This window comes from Haladaptatus litoreus (assembly GCF_900156425.1).
GTDB lineage: Archaea > Halobacteriota > Halobacteria > Halobacteriales > Haladaptataceae > Haladaptatus > Haladaptatus litoreus.
Genome location: NZ_FTNO01000001.1, coordinates 1,662,825 through 1,675,432, shown reverse-complemented (window position 1 = coordinate 1,675,432; position 12,608 = coordinate 1,662,825). Strand labels below are relative to the sequence as shown.

The 12,608-nt window shown below is 58.5% G+C and carries 15 protein-coding genes; 8 read left to right on the top strand and 7 right to left on the bottom strand.

What is annotated here, in order from left to right; translation table 11 throughout:
• Positions 1–397: 397 nt before the first annotated feature.
• Positions 398–1,144, bottom strand: coding sequence for a proteasome assembly chaperone family protein (locus BW974_RS08825; RefSeq protein WP_076429773.1), 747 nt, complete (start codon positions 1,142–1,144; stop codon positions 398–400).
• A 130-nt stretch (positions 1,145–1,274) separates the two neighbouring features.
• On the opposite strand from BW974_RS08825, the gene BW974_RS08820 reads away from it, so the two are divergent.
• A complete protein-coding gene (locus BW974_RS08820) occupies positions 1,275–2,261 on the top strand; it encodes a mechanosensitive ion channel family protein (protein WP_076429772.1) in 987 nt (328 codons plus the stop codon).
• A gap of 23 nt (positions 2,262–2,284) precedes the next feature.
• On the opposite strand, the gene BW974_RS08815 is transcribed toward BW974_RS08820, so the two are convergent.
• Entirely contained in the window at positions 2,285–2,683 is a 399-nt protein-coding gene (locus BW974_RS08815; protein WP_076429771.1) for a universal stress protein, read from the bottom strand.
• A gap of 41 nt (positions 2,684–2,724) precedes the next feature.
• Entirely contained in the window at positions 2,725–4,080 is a 1,356-nt protein-coding gene (locus tag BW974_RS08810; protein WP_076429770.1) for a bifunctional metallophosphatase/5'-nucleotidase, read from the bottom strand.
• A gap of 77 nt (positions 4,081–4,157) precedes the next feature.
• On the opposite strand from BW974_RS08810, the gene BW974_RS08805 reads away from it, so the two are divergent.
• The 4 genes from BW974_RS08805 (at position 4,158) to BW974_RS08790 (ending at position 6,081) form a co-directional block, all read left to right on the top strand.
• Entirely contained in the window at positions 4,158–4,397 is a 240-nt protein-coding gene (locus BW974_RS08805) for a DUF5816 domain-containing protein (protein WP_076429769.1), read from the top strand.
• A gap of 42 nt (positions 4,398–4,439) precedes the next feature.
• The gene (locus BW974_RS08800) at positions 4,440–4,991 is read left to right on the top strand and encodes a hypothetical protein (RefSeq protein WP_076429768.1); all 552 of its coding nucleotides are present in this window, start codon (positions 4,440–4,442) and stop codon (positions 4,989–4,991) included.
• Positions 4,992–5,138: 147 nt separating this feature from the next.
• Positions 5,139–5,456: a DUF7116 family protein gene (locus BW974_RS08795; RefSeq protein WP_049970180.1), complete on the top strand. Its 318-nt coding sequence runs from the start codon at positions 5,139–5,141 to the stop codon at positions 5,454–5,456.
• A gap of 136 nt (positions 5,457–5,592) precedes the next feature.
• Entirely contained in the window at positions 5,593–6,081 is a 489-nt protein-coding gene (locus BW974_RS08790; protein WP_076429767.1) for a DUF309 domain-containing protein, read from the top strand.
• A gap of 27 nt (positions 6,082–6,108) precedes the next feature.
• Here the strand turns inward: BW974_RS08790 and BW974_RS08785 are convergent, their stop codons facing one another.
• Positions 6,109–6,441 (bottom strand): HalOD1 output domain-containing protein, encoded by a 333-nt coding sequence (locus BW974_RS08785; protein WP_084186219.1) that lies wholly within the window; start codon positions 6,439–6,441, stop codon positions 6,109–6,111.
• On the bottom strand, positions 6,425–6,790 hold the full coding sequence (locus BW974_RS08780; RefSeq protein WP_076429766.1) for a DUF7344 domain-containing protein: 366 nt from the start codon (positions 6,788–6,790) through the stop codon (positions 6,425–6,427). Before BW974_RS08780 ends, BW974_RS08785 begins: the two co-directional genes overlap by 17 nt.
• Before the next feature lie 338 nt (positions 6,791–7,128).
• Between BW974_RS08780 and BW974_RS08775 the strand changes: the two genes are divergently transcribed.
• Positions 7,129–8,154: a LolA family protein gene (locus BW974_RS08775; RefSeq protein ID WP_076429765.1), complete on the top strand. Its 1,026-nt coding sequence runs from the start codon at positions 7,129–7,131 to the stop codon at positions 8,152–8,154.
• A gap of 114 nt (positions 8,155–8,268) precedes the next feature.
• The gene (locus tag BW974_RS08770) at positions 8,269–9,075 is read left to right on the top strand and encodes a M14 family metallopeptidase (RefSeq protein WP_076429764.1); all 807 of its coding nucleotides are present in this window, start codon (positions 8,269–8,271) and stop codon (positions 9,073–9,075) included.
• Here BW974_RS08770 and BW974_RS08765 read toward each other — a convergent pair whose 3' ends face one another.
• Entirely contained in the window at positions 9,076–9,525 is a 450-nt protein-coding gene (locus BW974_RS08765) for a UPF0179 family protein (protein ID WP_076429763.1), read from the bottom strand.
• Between the two features lie 94 nt (positions 9,526–9,619).
• The gene (locus tag BW974_RS08760) at positions 9,620–10,003 is read right to left on the bottom strand and encodes a DUF5820 family protein (RefSeq protein ID WP_076429762.1); all 384 of its coding nucleotides are present in this window, start codon (positions 10,001–10,003) and stop codon (positions 9,620–9,622) included.
• A 531-nt stretch (positions 10,004–10,534) separates the two neighbouring features.
• Between BW974_RS08760 and BW974_RS08755 the strand changes: the two genes are divergently transcribed.
• A complete protein-coding gene (locus tag BW974_RS08755) occupies positions 10,535–12,607 on the top strand; it encodes a PrkA family serine protein kinase (RefSeq protein ID WP_076429761.1) in 2,073 nt (690 codons plus the stop codon).
• Position 12,608 lies beyond the last annotated feature (1 nt).

Sequence of the window (12,608 nt, the reverse complement as noted above, 5' to 3'; positions counted from 1 at the left end):
TCGTTCCTCGCTCGCGGTGAACTGCTAGCCGCAGGCGGTTGTGTCGATTTCAGATTTTGGTGGTTGTGTAGTCTTGACCTCTAGTTGCTGTGTCACTGTCTATCGCTCGCGTTGCTGGTTGTCCCGCGCTAGCGACCGCAGTTCTCGTGAGTGACAGAGGAGTGAACAAGAGCATGGAGGAGCTCTGCTCTTCCGGTGGGAGCGATAGCTGGCCTGCTTTTCAGCGAGACGAGAATACTCTCCGCGAGCGAAGCGAGCGGGCCAAGGAACCTTCGACGGAGCGAGAAAACGAGCACCGCGAGTTTTCGACGCGACGGAGGAGGTGACGCCGTGCTTTTGGTCCAGATTTTTATCGAGGGTCGCGCGGTTTGCGACCCTCGCAATAAAAAGATGGTATTTACATGTACATCCGGTCGTCAGGCCTGTCCGATTCGCGGGCGGATTCGACGCGGGCCGCGAGTTCGGCATAGTATTCGCCGACTTCCTCGGCGAAGGCTTCGAGCGGGCCGGTGTCGACCGACAGGTCGTACACGTCGGCGATGGTTTCGGTGAGTCGCAGTGCGGCCTCCACGTCCGGCGTCTGGGCGTGAACCGGCGTGACGAACACGCCAGCTTCGAGGTGGGTGTCCATGCCGCGCCTGACCAGCGTGGCGTTCACACCATCGAGGAAGCCACGGCCCATCCCCGGAACGTCGGTGCCGGCGAGTCGATTCTGGCGATAGTCTTCGGTTGCGATGTAGAAGACGCGATGCTCGTCTGGGCCGTGGGGCACGGGTACACCGGAGAGAACCGCGATTTCCTCGACGCCGTTGTCGCCCGTCCAATCGAGGATGGCGTTTGCGAACGACCCGGCGGCCCAGACGGGAACGAACAGTTCGCCGACGAGGACGGTCACGTCGAGGTCTGGCCGGGAAAACAGCCTCGTGTGATGGCGTGGCTTGCCGTTTTCGAACGGTGTGATGGTGGGCAACTGCTCGGCGGTGACGTGGCCAGTCTCTTCGAGGGAAAGGTGTTCGACCAGATATTCGACCGCGGTTAGTCCGGCGAGTCCGAACTCCGAAAGCCCAACGAGCAGGGTTTCGTTCGGCTCCTCGTCGGCGGTGATTTCGAACGATGCACTTGGCGGGTGCGATTCCCAAGACATGCATCGTGTTCGACGCGGTGGGTCTTAGTTCGTACTCCCGTCGTCCGGTCGCTCCGGCTTCCATCGCCCCAGAGATACGTCAAATCCGGAAATAGGCGGGTTTTACTTGTCCGAGTGAGAGGCACGAGTCATGCCGACGCTCGAAGACAGACTCGCCGGAGTGCTCCAATGGTTTGGAGAGGTCGGCGGGTGGGAGGTGCTTGGACGAAGGTCTGCTGACCCCGTCATCGTCACCGAACTCGTCCTCGCGGCGCTGTATCTCCTCCTCGGGTGGTACGTCTCGCAGTTAGTCGTTAGCCTCATCGGACGGCAGGTCGCCCGCCGGTTCCGCAGACCCAGTGTGACGAAGACGATTCTCCGGAGCGTGCGCGGGGTCGTCCTGTTCGTGGCGATACTGTTCGCGGCGGCGCAGGTCGGCCTCGGGACGTCGAACATCTTCGTGTCGGTGACGGTGTTCTCCGCGGTCATCGGCCTCGTGCTCGCGCCAATCGTCGGGAGCGTCATCAACGGTTTGTTCGTGTTGGCAGACCAGCCATACGAAATCGGCGACCTGATAGAACTGGTCGGCAACGGGCCGGACGGCGGAACGCGGGGCTACGTCGAGGACATGACCCTGCGATACACGAAGATTTTCACACTGGAAAACACCTTCATCGTCATTCCGAACGCAACGATGCGCGAGCGCGACGTGATAAACTACTCCGCGGAGGACACTCGCTCTCGACTGTCGCTGAAGATACAGGTGACCTACGAGGGAGACCTCGAAAAAGCGCGAGCAATCATGGAACGGGCCGCCCGCGAAACGCCGGAAGTCGTCGCGTCCGGGCCGGACATCCGAATCGGAAGCGCCCGGTATCCGAGCGCCCCAGTCGCACAAATCCGTGATTTTGCCGACCACGGCGTCCTCCTCGAACTGCGCTACTGGGTGAAAGACCCGTACTACATGAGCCGAGTATCATCGAAAATTCGAGAGCGCATCTGGGCTGAAATCGACGGTGCGGACGTGGAAATGGCGTATCCTCACTCCCACCTCGTCTTCGACGACACGAGCGGAACCGCCCGAGTATCGGTCGAAGCCCAACAGCAATCCCGTCCGGTCGAGTTCGACGAGCGATAGTAAAGCGCCGACGACTGTTCGCCTCACCCGACCGTAATCAGTTCGCAGTCGATTTTCTCGCGGAGGAAGTTCTCGATGTTCGGGTCGTCCACGAGTCGGCGAATCGCGCGCCGCCAGCGACCCATCTGTTTTCGACCGATGACGACCACGTCGGCTCGCGTCGCGGCGACTTCTTCGAGAATCGTCTCTTCGATCAAAAAGCCGTCCCGAACGACGTACCGGGCGTTTGCGAGGCCGCCAAAGGCCTGCTCGACGGTACGTTTCAGGTCGGTTCGATTCGTCTCATTTCCGCGGTGATAGAGATTGACGTGAAGGATAGTGAGGTCTGCGCTACGCTCTTCTGCCACGCGGATGGCTTCGGAAAGCGTCCGCTGGGAGTGTTCTGACAGCGGGTATCGAACCGGAACGAGGACGCGACTCATGTGAGGTCGAATGGCGTCTATGGGGGAGAACCTTCCGTCTTCTACTGGCGCGTGATTCGCCCGTCGATTTCCGGGTCGATGCCGAACTCGCGGGCGTAGTCGGCCAACACCTCGTACTGCACGTCGCCGGTTTCGACGCGGTGACCTTCGTGGAGCGCGGGAAACTCCTCGTCGGTGTGTAGCAGGTACTCCGTCGTGGCGACGGAGTACGTTTCCTCTTTACACACTTGCTCGCCGCCGACGGCGACTGATTCGATGTCGCGCTTGGCACGGTTCCAGACGAGTTCCACACCGCTCACGTGCGCGTGCCACCAGCCGGGTTCGCCGAACCCGATGGTGGCGTCGTGGGCCTGTCGGAACACGTCGCACAGTTCCTCGCCGGAGAGTTCCGCGACTGCGACGTGTTCCTGAAACGGAATGACACTCACGAGGTCGGCGACGGTTACGTCGCCGACCAACGGTTTGCCTTCGCGGATGCCGCCGCTGTTTTGCAAGCCGATGTCCGCGTCGGTCGCCCAGCGGTAGGCGTCCGCGACGAAGTTGCCGATACGACTTTCGCCGTGGAACATCGTCGTCTCGGTTCGCTCGATTGCGGTTTCCACGGTCCCGACGGTCGTGTCGAGTCCCGTCGTCGCCATCGTGTCCGCCATCGCGTCCGCGATTTTGTCGTCCACGGGAGCGTCCACGATTCGGTGACTGCTGACGGTTGGTTCGGAATCCAGTTCGATTTCGAGGAGAACGTGGCCGTTTACGCCGGGCCGGGTGACGACCGTTCCCTCGATTTGTTCGACTCGCTCGGAGTGGACGTGTCCGCCGAGGATGACGTCGATGTCGAGGTGCTTTGCGAGTTCGCGGTCACCCTGTCCGAGGTGCGAGAGGGCGACGATGTAGTCGGCACCCGAATCGCGGAGCGCCGAAACAGCTTTTCGGGCGATTGGAAGCGGGTCGAGAAAGTCGAGGTCGTTCACGTTCGGATTCAGTGCTGGTGTTTTCGGCGTCGTCAGGCCGAAAAAACCAATCCGTTTCGCGCCGAGTTCACGAATCTCGTGTGAGGCGGTTCCGGCATCGACCGCGAATCGGTCACCGTTTTCGCGGATGTTCGCCGTGAGCCACGTCTGCGGAGAGTTTCGAACCAGTTCGCGGGCACGGTCGGCGCCGTAGTCGAAATCGTGATTTCCGAAGGTGTCGAAATCCGGGGAGACTGCGTCGAAGAAATCGAGTGCCTGCCCACCCTCGGTCACGAGCGAGAGGACGCCCGGTGCAGTGTTGTCACCCGTCCCGACGACGAGAGTTTTGTCATCGCGTAGAGAGTTGATACAGCCCGCGAGTCTGCCGATATGGTCGGGGTCGTCGTAGGCGTTTTCGACGTCAGAGTAGTGAAGCAGACGGAGCGCCATCGACGGGGAATCTCAGCCAGGGGACATGACTCCTTCGATGGACACTCATAAATCGGTGGGCCGATAACCCGTTGTCGATGGACGAAACGACGACAGCGAACGGTGAAACGGTCTACATCAGTCGGTCGGAGGGAACTCGCGGGTCGAACGGGCCGTTTTTCGTCGTCTATCGCACGCCCGAGGGTGAGCGACGATACGGCTACTTCTGTGGCAACTGCGAGACGCTTGATAACGCGATGGATTCCATGGGTCGAATCGAATGCAACCAGTGCGGAAACCTCCGGAAGGCGACGGAGTGGGACGCGGCTCACGAATAGGTTGGGCAGTCTTTTTAGGCACGCTCGAATCCGAGTGCGGGTATGAGTTCGACCGACAGGGAAATTGTCGCCGAGTTGAGAGACAGAATGCAGACACTGCTGTTGCCGGATGCGGTGCGACTCATCGAGATGAATCAGGCTGAGGTTGACGATACGTCGGGCGTCGAACGCGACGCATTGGAAACCTATCTCGACGAAGCCGGGTACGGGATGGATGCGTTTCCGTCGGCGTTCGACGAGTCGTTAACTGAGTCCGATTCGTGGCAAAGTGGCCGGACGGTGTACGAACTGGCCGAGGGACGAGTCAGTGCCTTTCCGCCGCGGTGGCACGAAGAACTTCGTGACACGACAGACTTACATGAATATCTCCGCGTTATCTGTGCAGATATGCCGGACAGTGACGGAGATGGAACCAACGAAGACAGCGAAATCACGGAAAACGGCGTGGCCGAGCAGTTGCTCTTAGACGCCGTCGTCGCAATCGGCGGGATGGAGCGCGACGATGCTCGGATACAACTCAAAGAACTCCGGGACGAGGGCAAGATAGAGGAATATCCGTCCCAGCACGCGAACCCGTGGGTACAGCTTTCCTAACGGTTTGTGACATATTTCTGCCCACGTCTCTCGCCAGCGATTCGTTTGTTCCCGAACGGGATTCGTTTCGAATTTTCCAAATGTCAATCTATCTGCGTCCAAATCCGCAAGAACATTTATTATGCGGTGTGTGTTACATCCAATTGGATGGCCCCTGTTAGCACACCACCCATGAAGGAGGCCAGGTCGATTTTCAACAACCTCGGTTACGAGGTCGTTGATGATGGTGACGAATTCCGGGCCAAACGGAAGTGGCGAGAAGTACGGGTTACGGCATGCGCGGACTCCACGACAGCGCCGAAACGCGGGGAACTCCGCTGTTTCGTCGCGTGGGAGGAGAACGCAGCACGGCTTAGCCAGCAGTTGCGCGAATCGAACCCCGAGTACGAATGGGCAGTTATCGCAGTTCGGGAAGGCGGCGACTACGAGGTCGCGAGAGTACCGCCGAGTAAGATAGCAGTGTAACCGTCGCGCCTCGCGCGAGCGATGTGATTTTTCTCCAATTTTTCGCCCGACGAACCGTCGTCGGACACCGAACGATGACTCCCTGTACAGCCACGACACCGGGGGAATTACACCACTTCGAACGGAATGAGTGGGTATGGACGACCACACGCGCGACCCGACCGCAGACCCGCCACCTGCCCACCTGACTCCGGCAGGGTGGCTCCCCGAAAAGAATCTCTGGGAGCACGGAACCCTTCGCCGGGCGGTGATTCACGGCGTTCGTCTGTTCAACTCCGGGGAGTTCCACGAGAGCCACGACTGTTTCGAGGACGAGTGGTACAACTACGGAAACGGGAGCACGGAGAGCGCGTTCTTACACGGAATGGTGCAGGTCGCGGCAGGCGCGTACAAACACTTCGATTTCGAGGACGACGACGGCATGCGCTCGCTCTTTCGAACCGCACTCCAGTACCTCCACGGCGTGCCACGGGATTTCTACGGCGTGGACGTGACCGACGTTCGGACGAAGATGACGAACGCACTGTCCGACCCGACGGTACTTCACGGGTGGAAAATCCCTCTCGACGGGGAGTTTCCGACGGCGAACGAGGAAGATTTCATCTACGCGGAATCGCTGGAATAGTAGGGAACATACGAACCCTGCCGGAAATTATTGACTGCTGTAGATGGAGACCCACCCACTGCTTGCAACTTCGACGCGATACTCTCCGTACTGAAACTCGGCGGTGCCGATGCTGTCTCGTTTCTCGCCCCTGGCTTTCGGGCCGAAGAAGGCGTCTTCGAGGGCGGCGATATCGACACAATCGTACAGGACCGGTTGGGTTATTTCGGTCGGTGAAACGTCTTCGTGGTCGGCAATCGCGGCGATGATTGTTGTCGTGAGGTCGTGGTCACCGTCACGGTCGTAGTTCGCCTGCGTGACCAAGTTCCACGTGGTGTTTTCGCCGAGTTCGGAGTCACCATCATCAGTCGTTTTGGTCATCCATCTCACTCCGTGCATGATGTTCCTGATTGGTGTCGAGACTTGCGCCCGCCCCCGCCAGTGCGGCCACCACTTGTTCTGCGTTCGTGCCGGGCGAAATCGTTTCGGTCTTGTCGTCGTATTCGATGACCTCGTGGTCGACCAATTTCGGAATGTGTGCGTGATGGAGTGAGGCATACGTCAGTTCGACTTCCCGTTCCGGAACCTCGGATTTCGGAACCTCCAGTTCCCACGCCCGTACTTTCGTCGCAAGTTCGGTGAGCGTCCATGCCTCGTCCGCACCCATCGCATACAGCAGGTACCGGCGTCGAGATTCGGCAATCGACTCGAAAACGTACTCTAACTCCAATACTGCTTCCGGTATCGACTCTCAGGAGTCGATACCGACTCCAATCCCAAATTCGGTTTCGTCTTTGTCGCTCCCATTCATAGTAGCCGATTAACACTCATTCATGATTAGCATTTGGGCGTCGCATAGTCGCACCCTCATTTAAATGAACCTACAGTCTGGCCATAATAATGATATAGTCGAAAACCCCCGGACAGCACCGTGAAAGAAGTTTATTTACAGACCATTATAAAAAAATACTATACGTTTCGGATATTATCTATTTGTTCGGCCAATAACCATTATCCAGTTAGTCAGTTTACACTGAAGTGGACACGGCCTGTGTCCAAGGTGTTTCAATGACGTTTGGAAGACGAAGCGTCGTACTCATGACGGTGTTCCTGCTAACAGCAGGGGTTGGCGTTGCATTCGCAACGACAGGCAGTCATGTCCAAGACACAGATGGCGCAGTATCGGGCGTTTCTGATGATGTGGAAGACACCGACGCTCACGGGGACGACGGTGGCGAGATGACGGCGGATGAGGTTGTCCAGGAGGCGACCGAATCCTACGAGAATATCAACTCGTTCAAAGCGACACTAACGACACAGACCTCGGCGGGCGAAGTCTCGACCGAGACGAAAGCAACGCTCTGGTACGCGAAAGACGGCAAGTACCGTATCGAGTACCAAGAGTCGGAATACTTGGACGAAACCACGATGGTTTGGGACGGTTCGGAGTACACGGTTTACAACGAATCTTCCAACACCGTCTACAAGATGGATTCGTCGGACGACCGAGACACGGGCATGGATATGAACTTCCTCGAATCCCTCGGCACGGGACTTGAGGAGGCCAACCTGACCTACGAGGGCACGGCGACCGTGGACGGCCACGAGACTCACGTCCTCGAAGTTCACGGTGAAACCGAGGACAACACGACCTCGATGATTTACCTCGACGCGGACAACTATCTTCCGCGAAAATCCGTAAGTGAAACCTCCTACGACGGCGAAACCATGAGTTCGTCCACCACCTTCTCGAACATCGGCATCAACTGCGTTTCGGACGACAAGTTCACGTTCGAAGCACCCGAGGACGCGGAAGTCGTTGACCTGACCGAGAACGAATCGGACAGCGACGACAACAGCTCCGACGACTCCGACAACTGGGAGGACGGCGAATCCGAACAGTCTGACGAGTGGGACGACTGTGAAGAGGAGATGAACGACGATGACGCGAAAGAGGGCGACGACGATAGCGACCGGAGTGACGGCGACTCCGACAGCGGCGGTGACGACAGCAGTAGCGACGACAGCGGGAGCAGCGGCGACGACAGCAACAGCGACTGGAGCGACGGCGATTCCGACAGCGACGGCGCATAAACGTCACACTCCATCCGCGTTCGACCGCTGAATCTGTCAGCCGAACGTGTCACACTTTTTTGCCGGGCGCACGAGTGTAAAGCGCTTTCAGGCTCCGACACCTGCCTCCGTTAAATGCGAATCGAGCAGTTAGGTGACGGAACGCCGGAAGTCGCCGTCGTCGCCGGAATTCACGGCGACGAACCATGCGGCCCGCGCGCTGTCGAGCGATTGTTGCGAGAAAATCCGAACGTAGAGCGACCGGTAAAGCTCGTTATCGTGAACGAACGCGCGCTCGAACGTGGCGTTCGGTACATCAACGAGGATTTGAACCGGGTGTTCCCGGGCGACCCAGACGCGGCGAACTACGAACGACGATTGGCCCACGAACTGCTGGGCGAACTCAACGACTGTACCGTTCTCTCGCTTCACTCTACACAGTCCTACGCGCGCCCGTTCGCGCTCGTGGACAAAGTAAACGCTGTCGCGCGCTCCATCTGTCCGTATCTCCCCGTCTCGGAACTGGTCGAAACCGACCGCTTCACCAAGGGGAAACTCATCTCGCACCCGCACACGCTGGAAGTCGAGTGTGGGCTACAGGGAACGGACGAGGCCGCCGAAAACGCCTACGACCTAATTCGTGGGTTCCTCGCCGGAACCGGCACGCTTCCGCTTCCCGAGGCGGAAAATCCCGTGGAGGCAGGCAAACGCGACGAAGTTAGGGTCTACCGAATGGACCAACCCGTGCTCAAAAACGGCGGGTCGGAGTTCGAGGTGTTGGTCGATAATTTCGCACCAGTTGAGGAAGGCGAGGAGTTCGCCACAACGGACGGAAAGGAGTTAGTCGCAGAAGAGTCGTTCATCCCGGTGTTGATGTCGGCGTACGGCTACGAGGGCATCTTCGGGTACACCGCGGAACACGTCGGCGTTCTCGGAAACTGATTACTTCTCTTTGTTTGCGAACTCGACCAACGTCAGGTCGCGGTCTAACATACAGTAGTCATGTGGCGGGTCGCCGACGATGTTGGCGATTTGGTACTCTTCGTCGAAGTCGGCCCCAGCGGGTTCACAGAACTCGTGGCTTGGGCATTCGACGTGGGGACACGGCCCTTCGAGTTTCGACTTGCTTCCGGCGTAGGCGTTCCTCGCAGAGACGTTCGCCGTGACCGTCGTGGGTTCGACTTCGACGGCTGTGACGCCGTCGTCGTGGACGCCGCAAGGAAGCGTCTGTGCGCCCGAGCGGACATCCGTCACCTCGTATTTGATTCCCTCCGTGAGGTTGAGACACTGGTTTCTGTATGGACAGCCTTCGCAGGCGCTCGCCTCTCCCTCGTAGACGAACTCCTGACCGGGTTCGGCGAGTCGGGTTCCGATGAGCGTGATGGTGGACATGGGTGAGCGTAGGAAGGGGTGTCGGTTAAGCCCCTCGCCCGGCAGTCCGTCTACTCGTCCTGCCGACTCGTCTACTCCCGACGAGTCGACTCGGCTACTCACTCCCAGTCAACTCGTCTAGCTTGTCGAGATACTCTTCACGAGGGAGCTGATAGGCGTCCCGGTAGTCGATTTCGCCGCGGTCGAACTCGTCCGCGAGTTCGACCGCCGCCTCAAGCGCCTCGTGACGAGTTGGAAATCGGGGTGTCTTCGGGAGGGAAACGTCCGGTTCGAGATAGAACGTGAAGTACCACGAGTCGGTCGCCCTGCGTTCCTGTGCGGGGCGGTTCGGCGTTCCTTGGGTGACGTAAATCGTGGGGAGACAGGACGGCGGGAACTGTTTCGTGTCGAATACGTCCGGACGATAGGCGAGAATGCACCGACCGTTGGGTTCATTATTCCAGACGACCCACGACTCCGGAAGGGTTTCGAGCGACATATTCGGCAGTTAGTGGTGGACGTGGGTAAGGCTTCTCAGTCCGATAAAAATAGGACATTATATAAAGGGAGTTTAAATGCTATATTTGTGAAACAGCCGATTCCGACTTTGTAGGGCCTCTATCGTGCATAATTGGTTATTTCGATTCGTTAATCCAAATCAAAAGAATCTTGTCTATGGGCAACAGTTATATATCTCCTCGTCCTATCTATTAAACAGTATCGGGTGGTAGTTGCCCACACGATGCATGGTCTAGAATCACACACCTCTCACGACGAGATGAGATGGCGACGCCGACTGGTTCATAGAGGTGGTGGATGGCACGCACATGATTACCCGACAGAGGCAGGAGTCTCTCTGGGCACGCTCGTCGTTGCCCGGTTCGCCCCCTGTAAGTGCCATCTGGGTGTTCCGACCGACACTACTTTGTGAGTGTATGCCGACTACGTATTTCCCGCCGGTATCGGGCCGCCCGGTCGGTTTCTCTCACTTCCCCGGTCCATCTCATAGCCCCAAACAATGCGTGATACAATGAAAGGTGACATGGAAACGCTGGACGACCTCAGTCGAAGCTACCAGGAATCGATGCCGGAAGACCTCCGTGAAACGAAATCGTTCGACTGGTACCTAAAAGAGGTGTACGAGCATCCGAAAGTCGCTCGAAACGCCCACCAGCGAGTCGCCGATATGTTCGATTACTACGGCACGGAGTACGACGAAGACTCCGGCGTCGTGGAGTACCGACTCGCGTCCGAAGACCCCCTACACGACGGGGAGAACACGTTCTACGGACGCGAGATTCACCGCGCGATGCACGAGTTCGTCAACAAGGTGAAAAGCGGTGCCCGCGGACTCGGCCCGGAAAAACGCATCAAACTGCTGCTCGGGCCGGTCGGGTCGGGTAAATCCGACTTCGACCGACAGGTTCGCAAATATTTCGAAGATTACACTCTGCGAGACGAAGGGAGACTGTACACCTTCCGGTGGACGAACCTCTGCGACGTCATCGTTGACCAAGACCCGGCGGACGACGTGGTTCGTTCCCCGATGAACCAAGACCCACTCGTCTTGGTTCCGTACGAACAGCGCCAGACCGTCATCGACGACATCAACGAGGAGCTGGACGCGCCGTACTCCATCAAAAACGAACAGGCGCTAGACCCCGCGAGCGAGTTCTACATGGACGAACTGCTCGCGTACTACGACGACGACATCAAGCAGGTGCTCGAAAACCACATCGAAATCATCCGCCTCGTCGCCGACGAGAACAAGCGCCAAGCAGTCGAGACGTTCGAGCCGAAAGACAAGAAAAATCAGGACGAAACCGAACTCACGGGCGACGTCAACTACTCGAAAATCGCCATCTACGGTGAGTCCGACCCACGGGCGTTCGACTACTCCGGCGCGTTCTGTAACGCGAACCGGGGAATCTTCAGCGGCGAGGAACTGCTGAAACTCCAACGAGAGTTCCTCTACGACTTCCTGCACGCGACGCAGGAACAGACCATCAAGCCGAAAAACAACCCGCGAATCGACATCGACCAGGTCATCGTCGGCCGGACGAACATGCCCGAATACCGGGACAAGAAGGGCGACGAGAAGATGGAGGCGTTCAACGACCGAACGAAACGCATCGACTTCCCGTACGTCCTCGAATACGAATCCGAGGCCGACATCTACCGGAAGATGCTCCGGAACGCCGACGTGCCGGACGTGCACATCGAACCGCACACCCTCGAAATGGCGGGCCTCTTCGGCGTGCTGACGCGCATCGAAGAACCCGACACCGAGATGGTTGACCTGCTCCAGAAGGCGAAAGCCTACAACGGCGAAACCGAGGACGGAGACGACATCGACGTGAAGAAACTCCGCGAGGAGGCAGAAGAGAAAGCCGACATCGGCGAGGGCATGGAGGGCGTCTCGGCCCGGTTCATCGGCGACGAAATCGCCGAGGCCATCATGAACTCCACCCACCGAAGCCGCGGCTTCTTGAGTCCGCTGTCGGTGTTCAACCACTTCGAGGAGAACCTCGAAAATCACGGCTCGATTCCCGAGGAGAACTTCGAGACGTACTACCGCTACCTCGAAAGCGTTCGCGGTGAGTACCGCGAACGCGCCATCGAAGACGTGCGCCACGCGCTGGCCTACGACATCGACGAAATCCAGCGACAGGGCGAGAAGTACATGGACCACGTCATGGCCTACATCGACAACGCCACCGTCGAGGACGAACTGACGGGCCGCGAGCAGGAACCCGACGAGAGTTTCCTCCGCGCCGTCGAGGAGAAGTTGGAGGTTCCCCGCGACCGCAAGGACGACTTCCGACAGGAAGTGTCCAACTGGGTGTCGCGGCGCGCCCGCGAAGGCTCGCCGTTCAACCCGCAGGACAACGAGCGCCTGCGCCGCGCGTTGGAGCGCAAACTGTGGGAGGACAAGAAACACAACATCAACTTCTCGGCGTTGGTGTCGGCCAACGAAATGGACAACGACGAACAGAACGCGTGGGTCGATGCGCTGATCGAACAGGGCTACTCGCGCGAAGGTGCGAAGGAGGTGCTCGAATTTGCCGGGGCGGAAGTCGCCCGCGCGGAAATGGAGGAGTAAC

Bases quoted from the DNA above. Each gene is read 5' to 3' on its own strand.
- BW974_RS08775 (WP_076429765.1), top strand. From the start codon at position 7,129: ATGACGTTTGGAAGACGAAGCGTCGTACTCATGACGGTGTTCCTGCTA.
- BW974_RS08825 (WP_076429773.1), bottom strand. From the start codon at position 1,144: ATGTCTTGGGAATCGCACCCGCCAAGTGCATCGTTCGAAATCACCGCC.
- BW974_RS08820 (WP_076429772.1), top strand. From the start codon at position 1,275: ATGCCGACGCTCGAAGACAGACTCGCCGGAGTGCTCCAATGGTTTGGA.
- BW974_RS08755 (WP_076429761.1), top strand. From the start codon at position 10,535: ATGAAAGGTGACATGGAAACGCTGGACGACCTCAGTCGAAGCTACCAG.
- BW974_RS08760 (WP_076429762.1), bottom strand. From the start codon at position 10,003: ATGTCGCTCGAAACCCTTCCGGAGTCGTGGGTCGTCTGGAATAATGAA.
- BW974_RS08790 (WP_076429767.1), top strand. From the start codon at position 5,593: ATGGACGACCACACGCGCGACCCGACCGCAGACCCGCCACCTGCCCAC.
- BW974_RS08795 (WP_049970180.1), top strand. From the start codon at position 5,139: ATGGCCCCTGTTAGCACACCACCCATGAAGGAGGCCAGGTCGATTTTC.
- BW974_RS08800 (WP_076429768.1), top strand. From the start codon at position 4,440: ATGAGTTCGACCGACAGGGAAATTGTCGCCGAGTTGAGAGACAGAATG.
- BW974_RS08815 (WP_076429771.1), bottom strand. From the start codon at position 2,683: ATGAGTCGCGTCCTCGTTCCGGTTCGATACCCGCTGTCAGAACACTCC.
- BW974_RS08810 (WP_076429770.1), bottom strand. From the start codon at position 4,080: ATGGCGCTCCGTCTGCTTCACTACTCTGACGTCGAAAACGCCTACGAC.
- BW974_RS08785 (WP_084186219.1), bottom strand. From the start codon at position 6,441: ATGACCAAAACGACTGATGATGGTGACTCCGAACTCGGCGAAAACACC.
- BW974_RS08770 (WP_076429764.1), top strand. From the start codon at position 8,269: ATGCGAATCGAGCAGTTAGGTGACGGAACGCCGGAAGTCGCCGTCGTC.
- BW974_RS08805 (WP_076429769.1), top strand. From the start codon at position 4,158: ATGGACGAAACGACGACAGCGAACGGTGAAACGGTCTACATCAGTCGG.
- BW974_RS08765 (WP_076429763.1), bottom strand. From the start codon at position 9,525: ATGTCCACCATCACGCTCATCGGAACCCGACTCGCCGAACCCGGTCAG.